Raw genomic sequence first — 19,585 nt, 5'->3', positions numbered from 1 at the left:
CCAAAAAAAGCCGCCTCTTCGAGGAGACGTCTCCCGTAGAAGGCCGCCTCTCCGAGGGGTCACCTCCGCACCCGGCACCCCGTTACCGTGCCGCCCCGTCAGGACCCCGCCACCCTGTCAGGCCACCCGCTCGATCCGCATCTTGATGTCGTCCGGCGACAGCGCGCCCTTCGCCTCGACGTGGTCCCCGGAGGACTCGCCGCGCAGTCGGCGTCCGATCCACGGCACCAGGTACTCGCGCGCCCAGTGCACGTCGTCGCGCCGGACGTCGAGCGTGCCGCGCGGCGGCAGCGGGGGCCAGGGCTGGTCCGGGTCGGCCGGGACCTCGACGCCGAGGACCTGGCCGGCGCGGAGCGCCACGCGCGTGTGCCCCTCGGGAGAGAGGTGGAGCCGGTCACCGTCCCAGGCCCGCCGGTCCTGGACCGTCTTGAGGGACCACAGGTCGAGCACCGGGCAGCCGTACCGGTCGGCGATGGCCCGCACATGTCCGTTGTAGGTGGCGATCTTGCCGCGCAGATGCTTGAGCACGGGCACGCCGCGGGTGTCGAAGCCGGTCGTCACCATGACGGTGCCGACGGCGGCGGTGAGGTCGGCGACCGCGCGCTCGAAGCGTTCGGCGACCTCGTCGGGGTCGGTGCCCGGACGGATGATGTCGTTGCCGCCCGCGGCCAGGGAGACCAGGTCGGGCCCGATCTCCTTGGCCCGGGTGAGCTGGTCGGACACGATCTGGTCGAGCAGCTTCCCGCGCACGGCCAGGTTCGTGTACTCGAAGTCGCCCTCGGGCCGCCGGTCCGCGAGCAGTACCGCGAACCGGTCGGCCCAGCCGACCATCGCCCCGTCGGGCCCTGGGTCGCCGACGCCCTCGGTGAAGCTGTCCCCCAGCGCCACGTACGACCCGATCACTGATCTGTTGTCACTCTTCGAATCGTTAGCCACGGCAACCATAATTCACCCTGGGCTGTGACCTACGCGATCGTATTTAGGGGTTGACGGGCGGTGAGATAAGCCACTTGTAAAGGGTTGTCCAAAGTCGGAATAACCCTCTGATCAGGGGTGTTCACCCCGGAACTGCTCTGCGCCGGGCTCCGGGCTCAGCCGACGGTGACGCCGTGCGAGCGGAGGTAGGCGACCGGGTCGACGTCCGAGCCGTAGTACGGCGTGGTCCGGATCTCGAAGTGCAGGTGCGGGCCGGTCACGTTGCCGGTCGCACCGGAGAGGCCTATCTGCTGGCCCTCGGTCACGGTCTGGCCGGCCGAGACGGACAGCTGCGACATGTGGGCGTACTGCGAGTACTCGCCGTCCGCGTGCCGGATGACGACCTCGTTGCCGTAGGCGCCGTCGTAGGCCGCCGAGACGACCGTGCCCGCGGCGACCGCCTTGACGGTGGTGCCGGTCGGGACGACGAAGTCGACGCCGGTGTGGTACCCGCTGGACCACATGCTGCCCGCGACGTGGTAGCCGGTGCCGATGGTGCCGCCGGTCACGGGGAGGGTGTAGCCGGAGGAGGTGCTGGTGCTGTCGTCGCTCTGCGAGGCCGACGTGCTCTTCGAGGAGGAGGACGACGAAGACGAAGTGCCGGACGACGTGGACGAGTTGGACGACTTGCTCGCGCCCGTCCCGCTCGTCGAGGCCTTCTCACCGAGGGAGAGCTTCAGGCCCGGGTGGATCAGCGACGGGTCGCTGCCGATGGCCTCGCGGTTGTCCTGGTAGAGCTTCTTCCAGCCGCCGGTGACATCCTGCTCCTCGGCGATCTTCGCGAGCCAGTCGCCCGACCGCACCGAATACGTCGTGACGCCCGAGGCCTTCGAGACGGTCTTCGCGGTCGCCTTCTCCGTGACCGTCTTCTCGGCCGCCGGAACGGACTGAACCGCCTTTTCCGGAGCGGAAGTCGTGGTCGCGGCATGGGCGCCGGTGGCTCCCATGAGCGGAAGGGCGAGCGCGGCCCCGCCGGTTCCGGCCACGGCCATCGAACGAGAGAGTCGCTGGGACTTCGGGCGGCGGTGCTTACCCTTCGCGGGCATGACGAATTCCTCTCCGGCGCCTGCGAGGTGAGCTGTCGGGTGCGGGCTGGAGATGCCCGGCCGCGCGCTGGTCGCGGCTAAACCCCAAGCCCGTTCCGGAGACCGGAACAGGCGTCGTACCTGTGGGTCCCCCGCTCCTGCCGCGTACGGGTGGGTGTGTGCGGAGTCCGGTCGGCGGCAGGATTGGGCGTCCGTCCGGATTGGTGGCGAACGTAAGCGAGGAAGACGCAAAGGGACAAGCAGGAGGTTCCACGGATTTGCGTTCCTTGCGTTTCCCTGTGGGAATTCACAGTCACCCTCCGTGAATTCCCACAGGTCTCAGCCCCTCAATTCCCCTGCAAAAGCACGTCAATTACGTGAACATGACGAACGACGCACGGTCACGAATATGACGCTGCTCACGTACACAACTCTCAGGTTCCTTTATTCCAGAGCGAGTTGGCACGAAGGCTGCAATTAGGACAGAGGGATCAGATGCGACGCAGGCGGATAACCGTCGCATCGAGGTCACCGCGCAGGCCCGTGCGCAGTCCGTGGTGCAACAGGACGGCACCCCGGTGAACTTCGCCCGTTTCGAGGCATTCGTACGACGCTGTCGGGTCGAGCCCGCGGAGCCGGAGCGCCGGCAGCGGCTCGCCGTAGTGCTGCGACTGGAGCAGGGCGAGCACGACGGTCTCGTCGCCGCGGACGTACTGCACGGCGCTCAGTCCGCCGCGCGGCGGGCGCAGCCGGTGGAGGTCGCCGTGCTGCACGAGCGGCCGGATCTCCTTGTAGAGGTCGACCCATCGGCGGGCCTCGGCGAGTTCCTCCCCGGTCCACTCCGAGAGGTCGCCGCCGACTCCGAGGACCCCGGCCATGGCGCTCACGAACCGGAAACGCAGGCTGCTGACCCGGTCGTTGAGCTGGGTGTTCGGGCTGTCGGTGACCCAGGCGGCCATCACGCGCGCGGGGTGGATCTGGCTGAAGCCGTGCTGGATGGCGAGCCGGTCGAGCGGGTCGGTGTTGTCCGAGGTCCACACCTGGTCCGTGCGGCTCATGATGCCGAGGTCGATCCGGCCGCCGCCGCCCGAGCAGGACTCGAAAGCCACGCCCGGGTGGGCCGCCCGCAGCCGGTCGAACAGGGCGTACAGCGCGCGCACATGGTCGACCCAGAGGCGCTGCGGATAGGGGTCACCGGGCCACCCGGCGTCCGTGAAGCAGCGGTTGAAGTCCCACTTCACGTAGTCGATCGGGGCGCTGGAGAGCAGCCCGTCGAGCTGCTCCCAGAGGTATTCCTGGACGTCCTCACGGGCGAGGTTCAGTACGAGCTGATTGCGGAACTCCGTCCGCTTTCGCCCCTCTTGGTACTGCACCCAGTCGGGATGGGCGCGGTACAGGTCGCTGTCCGGGTTGATCATCTCGGGCTCGACCCAGATGCCGAACTGCATGCCCAGGGAGTGCACGCGGTCGGCAAGGGGCTTGAGTCCTGCGGGGAAGCGGTCCGGGTTCGGGGTCCAGTCACCGAGCCCGGCACGGTCGCTGGTGCGCTTCCCGAACCAGCCGTCGTCGACCACGAAGAGCTCGACCCCGAGCGCCGCCGCGCGCTGCGCGAGCACCTCCTGCTGGTCCTCGGAGATGTCGAACTGGGTGGCCTCCCAGGAGTTGTAGAGCACCGGCCGGTCCTGGTCGGCGTCCGGGATGACGTACGTCCGCTGGTACGCGTGCCAGGTGCGGCTGGCGCCCCCGAAGCCGGCGTCGCTCCACAGCCCGGCGAAGACGGGGGTCGTGAAGGACTCCCCCGGCGCCAGGAGCAGCAGCCCGGAGTCGTCGTACCCGGCGCCGCCGCCGATCTGCACGCGCGCGTCCGGGAGTTGGGCCACGGCGATCCGCCAGGACCCCGACCAGCCGAGGGCACAGCCGTAGACCTCGCCGCGCTCCTCGGTCGCGTCGGTGTCGAGGGCGACCCAGGGCAGGTGCTGGTGCCCGGTGTGGCCGCGACGACTGCCGATGACCTTCTCACCGTAGGTGAGACCGGACCGCACCAGCCGCGACTCGGCGGCCCACCGCCCGTGCAGCTGCGACAGCTGCCACCCCTCCCGCTCGGGCAGCGTCCACACGGCGGAGTCCGCGCGCAGCAGTTCCAGTGCCTCATCCCCGTCGTTGCCGAGGCTCGTCCAGCGCTCTACGACGTCGCCGCGCGTCCGGTAGTGCAGCGTGATCGCAAGGCCTGCGTCCCGGAAGCGGAGCCGCAGTTCGTCACCCTCGGTGTCGTAGCGCTCGAAGGTCCACTCCGTGCCGCGGCGCTCGGGCGTGCGGACGGAGAGGGCGGGGCGGGCGAAGCGGGGGCCGCCCTCGACGGGGTACTCCTCGCGGCCGTCGAGCGGAGACTCGAAGGAGGAGCCGACGGGCAGCGGGCGGGCGGCGAGTTCCTCGGCGTCGGCGAGCGCGATCGCGGGGCCCCAGTGCAGGTGGAGCAGCTCGTCGTCCTCGGTGAGATGGACGGCGTAACTGCTCGTGGGGCCCGACAGGACCCACGTACGGCCGTTCTCGGCGATCTCCAGCATCAGGCCCCTCACAGATTCGAACAAGTCCACTCAAGCAGCAACATCATCAATGGCCCGGGGCCTGCGAGGCAACGCCTGTGGACAACTGATGGCCCGTGGATTCGATGTCGTATCGTCGGAAGCGTGCCCGCCGGTGAGCCGCGCCGTCGGGCCGAGTGGGAGGAGTCCTCGTGACGCAGCAGATTCCGTCGACCGAGCCGGAGTTGTCCGGAGTGCGCAATTTCCGGGACGTGGGCGGACTTCCGACGGTGGACGGACGGCGGGTGCGGCAGGGGGTGCTGTTCCGCAGCGGCCATCTCGCGCACGCGACCGAGGAGGACGCCGCGTTCCTCGGCTCGCTGGGCCTGCACACGATCTTCGACTTCCGCAACGCGTCGGACCAGAAGCTGGAGGGTCCCGACGTCGAGCTGCCCGGCGTGCGCAACGTGAATCTGCCGCTGAGCGACCCGGCGGACGGCTCCGAGTTCTGGAAGATGGTCCGCGACGGCGAGATAGACCAACTGCGCGGGATCCTCGGCGGCGACAAGGGCGCGAACCGGATGATCGCCTCGTACCGCACGATCGTCAAGGAGCGCACCGCCGAGCACTCCCAGGTGCTGCACGCGCTCGCGGAGGACAGCGTTCCCGCGCTGATGCACTGCGCGGCGGGCAAGGACCGCGCGGGCCTGTCGATAGCCGTGACGCTGCTGGCCGTGGGCGTGGAGCGCGAGGCGATCGTGACCGACTACCTGGAGTCGAACGCGAAGCACCGCCGCTACAAGGTGCGCCGCAGCGGCTCCGCCGCCTCGGCCTACTCCCCCGAGGTGATGGAGCTCCTCAGCCCCCTCTTCGACGCCCGCGCCGAGTATCTGACGGCAGCCTTCGAGACCGTCGAGGAGACCTGGGGCAGCGTCGACGCCTACCTGGAACAGGGACTGGGGATCACCCCGGAAATCCGGGAGCGGCTGCGCGAGCGCCTGCTCGACTGAAGCGGCTGAACTCGCCGCCGCGGCGGGCTACTTGGCGCCCACGGAGAACAGCAGGTAGATGAAGCCCGCGAAGACGTGGCCGACGGCGATGTAGATGATGAGCCGCACCCACAGGGCGCGGGGGAACTTGTCCTCGATGTTGTTGCCGCTCATGGCGTCTCTCCGGTGATCGGGCCCAGGCACAGGGTGGCCGTGGGGCTCTGCAGCAGGGTGTGGACGAACAGGACCTCGACGCCGTCCTCGTCGGCGGCGGCGAGGCGGTGCGGGGTGAGCGAGTCGAAGTGCGCGCTGTCGCCCGGCGCGAGGATGTGCGCGGTGTCACCGAGGCGCAGGCGCAGCCGGCCCGTGAGGACGTACAGCCACTCCTCGCCAGGGTGCACGCGCACGATGTCGCCCTGGGAGCCGTGCGGGATGCGCACGCGCAGCGACTGCATCCCGCGGCCGGGGGCGCCCGCCTGCCAGTAGGTCCAGCCGCCCGCGCGGGTCGGTTCCATGTCGGCGGCGCGGACGACGGCCTCCCGGTCGGTGACCGTCTCGCCGAGCAGATCCGAGACTGTCGTACCGTAGATGCGGGCCAGCGCGAGCAGCATCGGCAGCGAGGGCTGGCGCTGCCCGGTCTCCAGACGGGAGAGATGGGCGGGCGAGAGCCCGGCCGAGCGGGCGGCGGCCTCCAGGGTGAGGGAGGCGCGGCGGCGCAGGGCCCGGAGCTGTGGTGCGACGGTGGCCGGCAGGTCTTCGACCGGCCCGGCCGACGGTTCCGGCTCGGTCTCGGGAGAGCTCATGCTCTCCATTCAGCCGCAGGCTTGCCCCCGAGGCAAATCTCTTGCCTCAGAGGCAAAATCCTGCGGCGCCCACCCACGGCGCCCGGCAGAGACCCCTACAGCTACCGCTACCGGTTCGCCACCGCCTGCTTCACCAGCGTCTTGCTGAAGTCCCACATCAGCCCGCCACCACTGTGCGCGTCGTCCATCACGGCGGTGAAGGCGTCCACGAACCGGTCCACCTCGCGCTCGCCGATGATCAGCGGCGGGATCAGCTTGATGACCTCCAGGTGGTCGCCGGAGACCTGGGTGAGAATCCGGTGCCGCTGGAGCAGCGGTACGACCACCATCTGCGCGAACAGCCCCTTGCGCGCGGCCTGCAGCATGGTCCAACGGCTGCGCAGCTTCAGCGACTTGGGCCTGCCGAACTCGATGCCGATCATCAGGCCCCGGCCGCGGACGTCGGCGAGCAGCTCGTACTTGTCGACCAGAGCGGCGAGCCGGGACCTCAACTGGTCCCCGGTCGCACGGGCGTTGGCGACGACCTGCTCGTTCTCCATGACGGACAGCACGGCGAGCCCGGCCGCCATGGCCTGGGCGTTGGCCCCGAAGCTCGCCGAGTGGACCAGCACCCGGTCCATGGACGAGTAGACCTTCTTGAAGATCCAGTCCTTGCCGAGCGTCGCGCCGACCGGCACATAGCCACCCGACAACGCCTTGGCCACGCACACCAGGTCCGGCTCCACACCCTCCTCGTGCTGATAGGCGTAGAAGTCGCCGGTACGGCCGAGGCCGGTCTGCACCTCGTCGGCGATGAGCAACGCCTTGTGCTGGCGCAGGAGTTCCTGCGCGGCGCGCAGATAGCCGGGCGGCGCCTCGTGGACGCCCTTGCCCTGGATCGGCTCGACGACGAGGGCGGCGACGTCACCCTTCCTCAACTCCCGTGCCAGGGCGTCGAGATCGCCGAGCGGCAGGGCCGTGTCGGGCAGCAGCGGGGCGAAGCCGTCCCGGAAGCCGTCCTCGCCGTTGACCGAGAGCGAGCCGGTGGTCAGGCCGTGGAAGGCGTGGTCGCAGTACAGGACGCGGGGTTTCCCGGTGGCGTAGCGGGCGAACTTGAGCGCGGTCTCGACCGCCTCCGTACCGCTGTTGCCGAAGAACACCCGGTCCAAGTGCGGGCTGTGGGTGAGGAGTTGCTCGGCGAGCAGGCCGGGCAGCGGCTGGCAGTCGAAGCGGGTGAGGTCGGCGAGCTGGGCGTCGAGGACGTCGTGCACCGCCTTGCGGACGACGGGGTGGTGGCGGCCCAGGCCCATCACCCCGAACCCGGCGAGCATGTCGAGGTAGTCGTTGCCGTCGGCGTCCCAGAAGTAGGCGCCCTCGCCCCGCTCGTAGACCTTGTCGAAGCCGATGGTGTGGAGCATGCGCGGGAGCTGGTGGTTGAGGTACTTGGCGTGCAGCTCGTAGCGCTCGGCTCCGCGCTCGGCCAGCAGCGCGGTGAGGTCGAACTCCTTGGTCATTCGGGTTTCTCCTTGGCTGTGCCGGCGTTCGTGTCCTTGACCGCCAGGCTTGCGCTGATCCGTCCGGCGACCTCGACGGGTGTGAGGCCGATGTCGGCGAGCACCTCCCCGCGTTTGGCGTGCGCGAGGAACTGCTCCGGGATGCCGAACCGCCGTACGGGGACGTCGACTTCGGCGTCACCGAGCGCCAGCGCCACGGCGGCGCCGACGCCGGAGGCACGGCTGTTGTCTTCCACGACGGCAACCAGCCTGTGCTGCGCGGCGAGGCCGGGGAGCGCCGGGTCGACGGGTTTGACCCAACGGGGGTCCACGACCGTGCAGTTGATGCCGCGGGCTTCGAGGAGCTCGGCGGCCTGGAGGCACACGGGCGCCATCACACCGACGGCGACGAGCAGCACCTCGGGGGTCTCCGCAGCGCGGTGCAGGACGTCGAGGCCGCCCACGCGGTCGATCGCCGGGATCTCCGGTCCCACCGACTCCTTCGGGAAGCGGACCAGGGTCGGCGCGTCGTCGACGGCGACCGCTTCCCTTAGCTGCGCCCGGAGTTGGTCGGCGTCACGTGGCGCCGCGATGCGAAGACCCGGCACCACCTGGAGGATGGACATGTCCCACATGCCGTTGTGTGACGCTCCGTCAACTCCGGTCACCCCGGCGCGGTCCAGGACGAACGTCACCCCGCAGCGGTGCAGCGCCACGTCCATCAGGAGTTGGTCGAAGGCGCGGTTGAGGAAGGTGGCGTAGACGGCGACGACGGGATGCAGTCCGCCGGTCGCCAGGCCCGCCGCCGATACGGCCGCGTGCTGTTCGGCGATGCCGACGTCCCAGACCCGGTCGGGGAACCTCGCGGCGAACTTGCCGAGGCCGACCGGGTGCAGCATCGCCGCCGTGATGGCCACGACGTCGTCGCGTTCCTCCCCGATGCGCAGGATCTCGTCGCCGAACACACTGGTCCAGGAAGGGCCGTTGGAGGGGGCGAGGGGTGCGCAGGTGAGCGGGTCCATCACGCCGACGGTGTGGAAGTGGTCCTCCTCGTGGGCGAGGGCGGGTTCGTAGCCGCGGCCCTTCTCCGTGAGGCAGTGGACGAGGACCGGACCGTGGAAGCGTTTCGCGCGGCGCAGCGCGGACTCGACGGCGCCGATGTCGTGTCCGTCGATCGGGCCGACGTACTTGAGGCCCAGGTCCTCGAACATGCCCTGCGGGGCGAACGCGTCCTTGAAGCCCTTCTTCGCGCCGTGCAGCGACTCGTAGATCGTGTTGCCGACGACCGGGGTGCGCAGCAGGACGCTCTTGCCCCAGGCGAGGACCTGCTCGTAGCTGTCGGTCGTGCGCAGGGTGGCCAGGTGGTTGGCGAGGCCGCCGATGGTGGGTGAGTAGGACCGCTCGTTGTCGTTCACGACGATGATGAGCGGCCGGTCCTTGGCGGCGGCGATGTTGTTCAGCGCCTCCCACGCCATGCCGCCGGTGAGCGCGCCGTCGCCGATGACCGCGACGACATGCCCCTTCTCGCCCTGTACCTGGCGGGCCTTGGCGAGGCCGTCGGCCCAGCCGAGCGCGGTGGAGGCGTGGCTGTTCTCGATGACGTCGTGCTCGGACTCCTCGCGCGAGGGGTAGCCGGACAGGCCGCCCTTGCCGCGCAGCTTCGAGAAGTCCTGACGGCCCGTCAGGATCTTGTGTACGTAGCTCTGGTGACCCGTGTCCCAGAGGATGCGGTCGGTCGGGGACTCGAAGACCCGGTGCAGCGCGATGGTCAGTTCCACCACGCCCAGGTTGGGCCCGAGGTGTCCGCCGGTCCTGGCCACCGCGTGGACCAGGAACTCCCTTATCTCTTCGGACAGTTCGCCGAGTTCCGCCTCGGACAGCGACTTCAGGTCGCGTGGTTGCCGGATGCTCTCCAGGATCGTCACGTCGGGCCCCCTTCGGTCCGTGCTGTTTCAGCTCACGGTGACGGCCGGCTCCCCCGCCGCGACGCCGTCCTGCTCCATCTGTTCGGCGATCTTCATCGCCTCCTCGATGAGGGTCTCCACGATCTTCGACTCGGGCACGGTCTTGACGACCTCGCCCTTGACGAAGATCTGACCCTTGCCGTTGCCGGAGGCGACCCCGAGGTCCGCCTCCCGCGCCTCACCTGGGCCGTTCACGACGCAGCCCATGACCGCGACGCGCAACGGCACCTCCATGCCCTCAAGCCCGGCCGTGACCTCGTCGGCGAGCTTGTAGACGTCCACCTGGGCGCGCCCGCAGGACGGGCACGACACGATCTCCAGCCGGCGGGGCTTGAGGTTCAGCGACTCCAGGATCTGGAGGCCGACCTTGACCTCCTCCACCGGCGGGGCGGACAGCGACACCCGGATCGTGTCGCCGATGCCCTCGCTGAGCAGCGCCCCGAAGGCGACCGCCGACTTGATCGTGCCCTGGAAGGCGGGCCCGGCCTCGGTGACCCCGAGGTGCAGCGGATAGTCGCTCTGCGCGGCCAGCTGCCGGTAGGCGTTGACCATCACCACGGGGTCGTTGTGCTTGACGGAGATCTTGATGTCGCGGAAGCCGTGCTCCTCGAAGAGGGACGCCTCCCACAGCGCCGACTCGACGAGCGCCTCGGGCGTCGCCTTGCCGTACTTCTGGAGCAACCGCCGGTCCAGGGAACCGGCGTTGACCCCGATCCGGATCGGCGTGCCGTGGTCCTTCGCGGCCCGCGCGATCTCCTTGACCTTGTCGTCGAACTGCTTGATGTTGCCGGGATTGACGCGAACTGCCGCACAGCCGGCCTCAATTGCGGCGAACACGTACTTGGGCTGGAAGTGGATGTCCGCGATCACCGGGATCTGCGACTTGCGGGCGATGGTCGCCAGCGCGTCCGCGTCGTCCTGCGTGGGGCAGGCGACGCGGACGATCTGGCAGCCGGACGCGGTGAGTTCGGCGATCTGCTGGAGGGTGGCGCCGATGTCCGACGTACGCGTCGTCGTCATCGACTGGACCGAGACGGGGGCCCCGCCCCCGACCGCCACCGGTCCGACCTGGATCTGCCGCGACACACGTCGCGCGGCGATCGGCCGGACCGGCATCTCGGGGACGCCCAGGGACACTGCGGTCATGGCGTCAGTCGCGGTTTCCGGCGACGGTCTCGCGCATGGCCCGCAGGGACTCCTTGAGGGAGCCCATGGTGGCGAGGACGGCGGTGGGCTCGTAGCCGCAGTGCGCCATGCAGTTGGCGCAGCGCGGGTCCTTGCCGCGGCCGTACTTGTCCCAGTCGGTGTCCTCGATCAGCTCGCGGTACGTGGGCACGTACCCGTCGCTCATCAGGTAGCAGGGGCGCTGCCAGCCGAAGAGCGAGTAGTTCGGGATCGCCCAGGCCGTGCACGGGAAGTCGACCTTGCCCTCCAGGAAGTCCAGGAAGAGCGGTGAGTGGTTCAGCCGCCACTTGCGGCGGTTGCCGCCCGCGAAGGCCTTCTTGAACAGCTCGTGGGTCTGCGCGACGCCCAGGAAGTGCTCCTGGTCGGGTGCCTTCTCGTAGGCGTAGGCGGGCGAGATCATCATCTCGTCGACCTTGATGTCGTCGTTGAGGAAGTTCAGGACCTCGATGATGGTCTGCGGGGTGTCCGTGTTGAAGAAGGTGGAGTTGGTGGTGACCCGGAAGCCGCGCTTCTTGGCCTCCTTCATCGCCTCCACCGCCTCGTCGAACACACCCTCCTTCGCGACGGACTCGTCGTGCCGCTCGCGCAGCCCGTCGATGTGCACCGCGAACGCGAAGTACGGCGAGGGCGTGAACTTGTCCAGCTTCTTGCGGAGCAGCATCGCGTTGGTGCAGAGGAAGACGTATTTCTTCTTCGCCACCAACTGCCGCACGATCTCGTCGATCTGAGGGTGCATCAGGGGCTCGCCGCCCGCGATGGACACCATCGGCGCACCGGACTCGAGCACCGCCCCGACGGCCTGGGCCACCGGCATGCGCTGCTTGAGCACGCCCGCCGGGTGCTGGATCTTGCCGCAGCCCTCGCACTTCAGGTTGCATGCGAAGAGAGGTTCCAGCTCCACGATCAGGGGGAACTTGTCCCTCTTGCGGAGCTTCTGTTCAGCCAAGTATGTAGCGACCTTGATTGTCTGGCGCAGCGGCATGGCCATCTGGCTCACCTCCGGGGGAGCAGCAAAGAACGGTGCCATTCGAAAAAAGCGGGAAGAACGGATCGAAGAACGCGGAAAGCCGATATTCCACCGCGCACCGTGCCGATCCGGACGAGTTCATGTTCAGGAGCGTCCACGACCACCCGTACGGCCGCAACCGGGCGCGCGCCCGTACGCACGGCGCTCAGCAGCGTGGCCGCCGATTCCATGTCGACCGCGATCGCGCCGGTCGCGAGCAGATCCGACCGTTCCTGACCGCGGACGATGTGATCGGAACCGGTCAGGGGGCCGGTGTGGACGGTGCGGCCGGGCAGGGCCCGTACCAGTTCCTTGACGAGCAGCTCGGTACCGACGCACGGAACGGTTCCGCGCGCCTCCCTGGTCTCCTCGGCGACCACGAGGTCGCCGGGGTGCATACCGGGGGCGAGTCCGGCGCAGAAGCCGGTGGCCAGTACGGCGGCCCCGGCCAGCGCCGGCTCGGTGAGACGCCGGGTGACGGCCTCCTCGGCCGCCTGGGGCCCCATCCCCGTCCTGAGGAAGGTGACCGGCCCGTCGGCGCCGGAGCGGTCGCCCGCACGCAGGGCGAGGCGCTCGATGCCGAGCGCGCAGGCGATCAGCAGCGGCGGTCCGGCGGACTGTCTGCCCATCAGCCCCCCTTGGCCGGGGAGAACGGGGTCTGGGAGAACGGTTCTCCGTGCACGAAGCGCCCGAGCGCGGTGAGCGGGAAGACCTGCCGGTAGAGGTGGTAGTTGATGGAGAAGTCCCACGGGAAGCCGGTGCCGGTGAAGTAGGGCTCGTCCCAGGACCCGTCCTCCCGCTGGGTCGCCGCGAGCCACTCGATGCCGCGTTCTACGGCTTTGGAGTCGCGCTCCCCGGCCGCGAGCAGGGCCATCAGCGCCCAGGCCGTCTGCGAGGCGGTGGAGGCGCCCCGGCCGCTCCATTCCTTGGCGTACTTGTAGGAGCGCAGGTCCTCGCCCCAGCCGCCGTCGTCGTTCTGCACGGTCTCCAGCCAGGTGACCGCGCGCCGGATCGCGGGATGCGAGCCGGGGATCCCGGCGGCGGCGAGGGCGGGCACCACCGACCCTGTGCCGTATACGTAGTTGACGCCCCAGCGGCCGAACCACGAGCCGTCCGCCTCCTGTTCGGCGAGCAGCCACTCGATGCCGCGCCGGGTGCGCGGGTCGTGGGCGAGGCCCTCGACGGCGAGCATCTCGACGACGTGCGCGGTGACGTCCGCCGACGGCGGGTCGATCACCTCGCCGAAGTCGCAGAACGGCAGGCGGTTGGGGAACGGGCTGGTGTTGTCGACGTCGAAGGCGCCCCAACCGCCGTTCTTCGACTGCATTCCGAGGTTCCAGCGGACCGCGCGTCCGGCGGCCCGGTCGAGGCGCTCCGGGTCGTGATGTCTGACCCGGCGCAGGGCGAGCACGACCTCGGCGGTGTCGTCGATGTCGGGGTAGTTGTCGTTGTGGAACTCGAACGCCCAGCCGCCGGGCGGCAGTTGGGGTCGCTTGACCGCCCAGTCGCCGGGGCGGACGATCTCCTCCCCGAGCATCCAGTCGGCCGCCTTGACCAGTTGGGGGTGGTCGGCGGGCACGCCCGCGTCGGCGAGCGCGATGGTCGCGAGGCAGGTGTCCCACACCGGGGACTGGCAGGCCTCGATCATCCGGGCCCCGTCCTCGCGCCAGACCGCGAACCGGTCCAGCGACTCAAGTCCCGCGCGCATCACGGGGTGTTCGAGGTCGTAGCCCAGCAGGTGCAGGGCGATCACCGAGTAGACGGCCGGCGGCTGGATGCCGCCCCAGCAGCCGTCGTTCTCCTGCCGCTCGATGATCCAGCGCGCGGCCGATTTCATCGCCGCCCCGCGCAGCTTGCGCGGCGCGACCTTGCGGTAGAGGTGCAGTGCCTTGTCGAGCCGCTGGAAGGCGCCGTCCCAACTCGCCACCGGGGCAAGCGGCTTGACCGGGTTCGGGTTGTCCGCGTCGGTGTGCAGTTCGTCGAGCGGGAAGGGCGCGGGCCGTACCGGCCGCTTCGCGGAGACCACCGTCAGCGGCACGATGGTCTGCCGGGCCCAGCATCCGAAGTCGTAGATGTTGAGCGGTACCCAGGTCGGGAAGTACAGGAGTTCCGGCGGGAGTTCGGGCAGGTCGTCCCACTTCCACCAGCCGAACAGCGCGAGCCAGATCCGGGTGAAGACCCGGGCCGCGGCGATCCCGCCCCGCTCGCGGACCCACGCGGACGCCTTCGCCATGTGCGGGGCGTCCGGCGCGTCCCCGGCCAGGCGGAGGGCGACGTACGCCTCGATGGTGGTGGAGAGTTCACCGGGTCCGCCGTAGAAGCTGGCCCAGGTGCCGTCCTCGCGCTGCTCGCCGCGGATGAAGAGTGCGGCGGCCTGGGTCGTCGACTCGTCGCGGATGCCCAGGAACTGACGGAGCAGCAGATCCTCGGCGTCCATCGTGACGTTCGTCTCGAGGTCGCCCTTCCACCAGCCCTGGGCGTCCTGCTGCGAGAGGAGGAAGTCGGTGGCGCGTTGTACGGCGTGTGCGGCGGCGTCGTGCACCCCGGCCGCCACGGGGGTGTTGATGTCGGTTTCGCTGGCCGCGGCAACACGGGGAGGCATGGCCCCGGTGCTTCCGTCGGTCGTCGCTGTCATGGCTTCCCCTTCGTGCAGTGGCATGTCTCTGCTGTGGGTCCGCCGTCGGCCGGTACTCGTTCGTTCGCAGCACCGGCCGGCGACTACGCGAGGGCTATTCGACCGATAGTGATCATCTCTTTCGTACGACGACGAAGTCGGCGAGCGCCGTGAACTGCGCCCGAACCCGGTCGGGCATGTCGATGGCGTCGAGGACCTCGATGGCGATGGTGTGCTGACGGCGTGCCTCTTCGGCGGTCCACTCGCGGCCGCCGGCCTCCTCGATGAGCGCGGCGCGGGCCGCGAACTCCTCCTCGGAGAAGTTCTCGAAGTCGCTGCTCTTGGCGTCGGCGGCGAGGATCTCGCCGAGCCGGTCCGAGGCGGGTCCGCCCGCCGCGAGCGCCGCCACCACGGGCAGGGACTTCTTGCGCTGGCGCAGATCGCTCCAGGTCTGCTTCCCGGTGGACTCCGGGTCGCCCCAGATGCCGAGGAGGTCGTCGACGGCCTGGAAGGCCAGGCCGAGGTGGTGGCCGTACTTCTCCAGGACGTCGGCGGTGCGGTCGTCCGCACCGCCGAGCACGGCCCCGATGGAGGAGGCGCAGGCGAGCAGGGCGCCGGTCTTGTTGCCCTCCATCTCCAGGCACTCCTCGACGCTGACGCGGTCGCGGTGCTCGTAGGAGATGTCCTGCGCCTGGCCGTCGATGAGGGCGCGGGTCGCGGTGGTCAGACGGCGGGTGGCGCGGCCGGCCTCGACGGTGCCGAGCTCCAGCAGGACCTCGTTGGCCAGCGCGAAGAGGGCGTCGCCGACGAGGATGGCCTGGGCGGGTCCGTGCACCTTCCAGACGGTGTCGCGGTGGCGGCGCTGCTCGTCGCCGTCCATGAGGTCGTCGTGCAGCAGCGAGAAGTTGTGGATCAGCTCGACGGCGACGGCGCCGGGGATGCCGGTCTCGGGCGAGGCGCCGGTGACCTCGGCGGAGAGCACGGCGAGCGCGGGGCGTACGGCCTTGCCGCCGTCGCCGGCCGCCGGGTTGCCCTCGGCGTCGATCCAGCCGAAGTGGTAGGCGGAAACGGTGTCCATGGGGGGAGCCAGGCGGTCCACGGCCGCCCGCAGTACCGGTGTGGCAAGGGTCCGGCCGCGCTCCAGGAGCGCGGACACGTCCACCGCGTCGGCAGCCGTCTCGGCCGGGGGCACAGTGGGCACAGTCTCTCCTCTTGTCGTGCTACCGGGGGTGCGGGGGCCCGCCGCATGCTGGTCGAGCATCACGCCGCCTCCTCGAACTCGAAGAGATGACGGGGGCGGGGCCGGCCCAGGGCGGCGAGTGCGGCGTCCGCCGCGCTCACCCCACTGCGGACCGCACTCTCCATGGTCGCGGGCCACCCTGTGGCGGTCCACGCTCCGGCCAGGTACAGGCCGGGGGCCTTGGTGCGGGCGCCGGGCCGCAGCCGTCCGACGCCGGGGGCGGGAGCGAACGTCGCCGTACGCTCCCTGGTCACGAAGAAGTCCTTCACCTCGGCGCCGCGCGCACCGGGCAGCAGTCGCTCCAGCTCGGGCAGGTAGCGCTCGCGCAGCTCGGCCACGGGCGCGTCGATCTCGTCGTGCACGGCGGACTGGGACAGCGCCAGGTACTGGCCGTCCTTGAGCCCGGACGCGTCGGTCCGGTCGAACACCCACTGCACCGGGGTGCCCAGCGCCGCGAAGAACGGCCGGGCGAGCACCTTGCGGTCGTAGACGACATGGACGTTGAGGATCGGCGAGTAGTCGATCGCCAGCAGCCGCTCAGGCGCGTCGAGGGCGCCGTCGGGCAGCAGATCGTGGGCCTCGCGCTGCGGTACGGCGAGCACGACGGTGTCGGCCTCAAGAGTCTCGCCGGGGCAGTGAACGCTCCACCGGCCGTTCTCGTCTGTAGAGATGGAGGTGACGCGTGTACGGACTTCGGTGCGCACGCCCGCGGAGTCGAGCGCCTTGCGGGCGAGCCGGTCGTGCAGTTCGCCCAGCGGGACGTGTGCCCAGCCGATGTCGGCCGCGCCCGGGTCGGAGAGCAGACCGGTCTTGAACACCATCGCGGCCAGGGCGAGCGAGGAGTCGCCCGCGACCGCGTTGAGGGTGGCGACCCCGACCAGGTCCCACAGCGCCTCGACGGCACGCGCCGACTGACCGTGCGCGGTCAGCCAGTCGCCGAAGTTCTGCGCGTCCAGGGCCGGATCGGCGAGGTCGAGTCCCTTGAGCGCGAGCGCGGCACGCCCTACTTTGGCGCGCTCCGCGAACGAGAGATGCGGGTACGTCGCGAGGCTGCGCCCCAGATGCAGCGGCACGGGCAGCGCGTCGCGCCGCAGCCTGCCGAGGCGGCGCCCCTCGGGGCGGTTCACGTCGAGTACGGGCACGTCGAGACGATCCTGCAGGGGAGCCAGCGCCGCGCCCTCGATGCGGTCGAGGAACCAGCGGTAGGCGGTGCAGCAGCGCAGGTACACATGCTGGCCGTTGTCCACGGTGAGGTCGCCGCGCTGGAAGGAGAAGGCGAGTCCGCCCAGGCGCGGGCGGCCTTCGAGCAGGGTGACGCGGACTCCGGCGTCGGCGAGCGCGAGCGCGGAGGTGATGCCGGCTAGTCCGCCGCCGATCACGACGGCATGCCGTCCGGCCGGTCCCGTCGCCGGCTCGGCGGGCAGCCCTTCGGGCCGCGTCCCGTCGCTCATCGTGCACTCCCCCCTGCGCGCCCACCGAGGCACTCGAACCAGCCACGGCGGACCGTTGCAGTCAGGGACGCCGCTTCGCACCGGAGGGTTGCCTGCCGTTTTTCTCCGGTGGCGTCACCTTGGCCCACTTTGTCCATCAGGTGCGCCTCCTGAGGGTCCGCCGCGTGACGTGCCGGGTGTCGAGTCCGGACAGGCCGCGCACCGCGACGTAGGCCTTCTCGCGGCCGGGCAGGGAGACGCGGCCGCGCAGGACGGCCTCCGGCTCGCGCTCGATGCGGTCCAGGAGGCGGCGGTAGATGCCGGCCATCGCGGCGACACAGGCGCCGCTGCGGCGGTCGAGCATGGGGAGCAGCCGGTAGCCCTCGGCGAAGAGGGTGCGGGCCCGGCGCACCTCGAAGTGCACGAGACCCGCGAAGTCGGAACCCTCGGGCGGCGTCGGTCCGTTGAACCCGGCCGAGCAGCCGAATTTCGCGAGGTCGTCGGCGGGCAGATAGGTCCGGCCGTTCTCGGCGTCCTCGCGGACGTCCCTGAGGATGTTGGTGAGCTGGAGCGCGAGCCCCAGCGTGTCGGCGTACTCCGAGGCGCGCTCGACGCCGCGCGCGCCCGGCTCGGTGCCGAACACGCCGAGCGAGAGGCGGCCGATCGCACCCGCGACACACCGGCAGTAGACCTTCAGGTCGTCCCAGGTCTCGTAGGTCTCGCCGCGGACGTCCAGCAGGACGCCGTCGATGAGCTCGTCCAGGCCGTCGAGCGGGACCGGGAAGGCCTCGGCCGTGTGCGCGAGGGCGACCGCGACCGGGTCGGTGTCGTCCTCCTCGACCTTGCCCTCACGGACCCGGGTGAGCAGCGCCCGGGTGTCCTCCAGCCGCGCCGACTTCACGTCGGTCGGCAGGGCGCCGTCGCCGATGTCGTCGACGCGCCGGGAGAACGCGTACAGCGCCGACATCGCGCGGCGCTTGGGCGTCGGCAGCAGTCTGATGCCGTACGCGAAGTTACGTGCCTGCTGACCGGTGACGGCCTCGCAGTAGCTGTAGGCGGCGAGTACCGGTGCGGACATGTGCGGTGCAGACTCCACGCTGCGGATCACCCCTCTCCTCGCAGAGTCACGCCCACCTCACGCAGCAACTGGATCTTGCCGGGCTTGGGCGGGCCGGGAAGTACGTCGTATTCAGCGGCGACGATCGCTCGGATCGCCGCCCTTCCCCCCGCCACGAACCCCGCGAGCAGCAGCTTCAGTCTGCCGTGGACGCTACCCACCAGGGGGGCGCCTTCATTCAGGAGATCGCGGGCGCGTTCTGCTTCGTATGCAACCAGTGCGCGCACCGATGCGCCCGCGGAGGGCGTGGCGAGATCCGCTTCCTGGACGTGAAAGCGCTTCATGTCCTGGGCGGGCAGGTAGATGCGGTCGTTGCCGAGGTCCTCGGCCACGTCCTGCAGGTGTTCGACGATCTGAAGTGCGGTACAGATCGCGTCGGAGAGCCGGACCCGCTCGGGGGTCTCGGTGCCCGTGACGCCGAGGACCAGGCGGCCGACCGGGTTCGCGGACAGTTCGCAGTAGGCGAGGAGATCGTCGTAGGTCTCGTAGCGCGTGACGAGCTGGTCCTGGCGGTTCGCGGCGATCAGGCCGAGGAAGGGCTCGGGGGTCAGCGCGCACCGGCGGACGGTCGGCTGGAGGCGGCGCAGCAGGGGGTGGCCCGGGGTGCCGTCGAAGACGCGGTGCAGATCGGCCTCGAAGGCGTCGAGGAGGAGCAGGCGGTCCTCGGCGTCCGCGGGCGACACGCCGAGCAGGCGAGCGTCGGCGCCGCCGGGGGCCAGATCGCCGTCGCCGATGTCGTCGACGAGGCGGGCGAATCCGTACACCGCCATGAGATCGGTGCGCCAGGCTCTGGGCAGGAAGAAAGGCGCCACGGGGAAGTTCTCAGCCGCGGCCTTGTCGAGTGTGCCGCGCTCCGGATCACCGGTGCCGGCGGAGCCGGTTCCCGTCACCGCTCACTGCCAGGGGCGGGGACGGCGCATGCTTCGGTGAGCTGGGGAGTTTCCGTAGCCATTGCCGTCACATCTCCCGTTCTACACTGCCGACCCAATACACACTATTTCGGACACGCCGCCCAGTCGTCCGCACAGTTAAACGCAGGCTTACCCGCAGAAGGGTGTCGCGCATTATCGCCCCACTTGCCGCTATTCGGCACCGGTACAGCTTACGTTGTACAACGCAGTGAGCTTCCTCGGGGTGTCCTGCACATCACAACAACACACCGATTGGCGTCAAGATTCCTTGGGCCGGGCCGAGTTGACGTTTCCTTTGCAGACGCGGAGCCCCGCCGGAACAGTTCCGGCGG

At 70.0% G+C, this 19,585-nt stretch carries 17 protein-coding genes and 1 riboswitch; of the genes, 1 reads left to right on the top strand and 16 read right to left on the bottom strand.

Annotation, left to right across the window (positions count from 1 at the left end):
• Positions 1-117: 117 nt before the first annotated feature.
• The 3 genes from R2B38_RS36860 to R2B38_RS36850 all read right to left on the bottom strand — a co-directional run bounded on the left by R2B38_RS36860 (position 118) and on the right by R2B38_RS36850 (position 4,564).
• Positions 118-903, bottom strand: coding sequence for an SGNH/GDSL hydrolase family protein (locus R2B38_RS36860; protein ID WP_033281759.1), 786 nt, complete (start codon positions 901-903; stop codon positions 118-120).
• Positions 904-1,091: 188 nt separating this feature from the next.
• Entirely contained in the window at positions 1,092-2,021 is a 930-nt protein-coding gene (locus R2B38_RS36855; protein WP_318020130.1) for a LysM peptidoglycan-binding domain-containing M23 family metallopeptidase, read from the bottom strand.
• A 4-nt stretch (positions 2,022-2,025) separates the two neighbouring features.
• A riboswitch (cyclic di-AMP (ydaO/yuaA leader) is annotated at positions 2,026-2,188 on the bottom strand.
• Between the two features lie 303 nt (positions 2,189-2,491).
• Positions 2,492-4,564: an alpha-galactosidase gene (locus R2B38_RS36850; protein WP_318020129.1), complete on the bottom strand. Its 2,073-nt coding sequence runs from the start codon at positions 4,562-4,564 to the stop codon at positions 2,492-2,494.
• Between the two features lie 170 nt (positions 4,565-4,734).
• Here R2B38_RS36850 and R2B38_RS36845 point away from each other — a divergent pair, with 170 nt between their 5' ends.
• A complete protein-coding gene (locus tag R2B38_RS36845; RefSeq protein WP_033281756.1) occupies positions 4,735-5,532 on the top strand; it encodes a tyrosine-protein phosphatase in 798 nt (265 codons plus the stop codon).
• Positions 5,533-5,559: 27 nt separating this feature from the next.
• On the opposite strand, the gene R2B38_RS36840 is transcribed toward R2B38_RS36845, so the two are convergent.
• From R2B38_RS36840 to hpnC, 13 genes are all read right to left on the bottom strand, one after another.
• Positions 5,560-5,685: a DUF6126 family protein gene (locus R2B38_RS36840; protein WP_033281755.1), complete on the bottom strand. Its 126-nt coding sequence runs from the start codon at positions 5,683-5,685 to the stop codon at positions 5,560-5,562.
• Positions 5,682-6,314, bottom strand: a complete 633-nt coding sequence (locus R2B38_RS36835) for a helix-turn-helix domain-containing protein (protein ID WP_033281754.1) — start codon at positions 6,312-6,314, stop codon at positions 5,682-5,684. Before R2B38_RS36835 ends, R2B38_RS36840 begins: the two co-directional genes overlap by 4 nt.
• A gap of 107 nt (positions 6,315-6,421) precedes the next feature.
• A complete protein-coding gene (locus R2B38_RS36830) occupies positions 6,422-7,807 on the bottom strand; it encodes an aspartate aminotransferase family protein (protein WP_318020128.1) in 1,386 nt (461 codons plus the stop codon).
• Entirely contained in the window at positions 7,804-9,711 is a 1,908-nt protein-coding gene (gene dxs / locus R2B38_RS36825; RefSeq protein WP_318020127.1) for a 1-deoxy-D-xylulose-5-phosphate synthase, read from the bottom strand. The genes R2B38_RS36830 and dxs overlap by 4 nt, the downstream gene beginning before the upstream one ends.
• Before the next feature lie 27 nt (positions 9,712-9,738).
• Positions 9,739-10,896 (bottom strand): flavodoxin-dependent (E)-4-hydroxy-3-methylbut-2-enyl-diphosphate synthase, encoded by a 1,158-nt coding sequence (gene ispG / locus R2B38_RS36820; RefSeq protein ID WP_318020126.1) that lies wholly within the window; start codon positions 10,894-10,896, stop codon positions 9,739-9,741.
• Positions 10,897-10,900: 4 nt separating this feature from the next.
• Positions 10,901-11,923, bottom strand: a complete 1,023-nt coding sequence (gene hpnH, locus R2B38_RS36815) for an adenosyl-hopene transferase HpnH (RefSeq protein ID WP_033281750.1) — start codon at positions 11,921-11,923, stop codon at positions 10,901-10,903.
• Positions 11,924-11,928: 5 nt separating this feature from the next.
• Positions 11,929-12,570, bottom strand: coding sequence for a 1-hydroxy-2-methyl-2-butenyl 4-diphosphate reductase (locus R2B38_RS36810; RefSeq protein WP_318020125.1), 642 nt, complete (start codon positions 12,568-12,570; stop codon positions 11,929-11,931).
• Entirely contained in the window at positions 12,570-14,576 is a 2,007-nt protein-coding gene (gene shc, locus R2B38_RS36805) for a squalene--hopene cyclase (RefSeq protein ID WP_318020124.1), read from the bottom strand. Before shc ends, R2B38_RS36810 begins: the two co-directional genes overlap by 1 nt.
• 112 nt (positions 14,577-14,688) lie before the next feature.
• Complete coding sequence (locus tag R2B38_RS36800; protein ID WP_318020123.1) at positions 14,689-15,816, bottom strand: polyprenyl synthetase family protein; 1,128 nt, start codon at positions 15,814-15,816, stop codon at positions 14,689-14,691.
• Complete coding sequence (gene hpnE, locus R2B38_RS36795; protein ID WP_318020122.1) at positions 15,816-17,246, bottom strand: hydroxysqualene dehydroxylase HpnE; 1,431 nt, start codon at positions 17,244-17,246, stop codon at positions 15,816-15,818. The genes R2B38_RS36800 and hpnE overlap by 1 nt, the downstream gene beginning before the upstream one ends.
• Positions 17,243-17,383 (bottom strand): DUF6380 family protein, encoded by a 141-nt coding sequence (locus tag R2B38_RS51390; RefSeq protein ID WP_405846277.1) that lies wholly within the window; start codon positions 17,381-17,383, stop codon positions 17,243-17,245. Before R2B38_RS51390 ends, hpnE begins: the two co-directional genes overlap by 4 nt.
• Positions 17,383-18,333, bottom strand: a complete 951-nt coding sequence (gene hpnD, locus R2B38_RS36790) for a presqualene diphosphate synthase HpnD (RefSeq protein WP_033281746.1) — start codon at positions 18,331-18,333, stop codon at positions 17,383-17,385. The genes R2B38_RS51390 and hpnD overlap by 1 nt, the downstream gene beginning before the upstream one ends.
• Positions 18,330-19,232, bottom strand: a complete 903-nt coding sequence (gene hpnC / locus R2B38_RS36785; RefSeq protein ID WP_318020121.1) for a squalene synthase HpnC — start codon at positions 19,230-19,232, stop codon at positions 18,330-18,332. The genes hpnD and hpnC overlap by 4 nt, the downstream gene beginning before the upstream one ends.
• Between the last annotated feature and the right edge of the window lie 353 nt (positions 19,233-19,585).

Origin of the sequence: Streptomyces sp. N50 (assembly GCF_033335955.1) — a bacterium.
Taxonomy (GTDB): Bacteria; Actinomycetota; Actinomycetes; order Streptomycetales; family Streptomycetaceae; genus Streptomyces.
The sequence above is the reverse complement of the archived record's forward strand: the minus strand, read 5'-3'. Positions and strand labels throughout refer to the sequence as shown.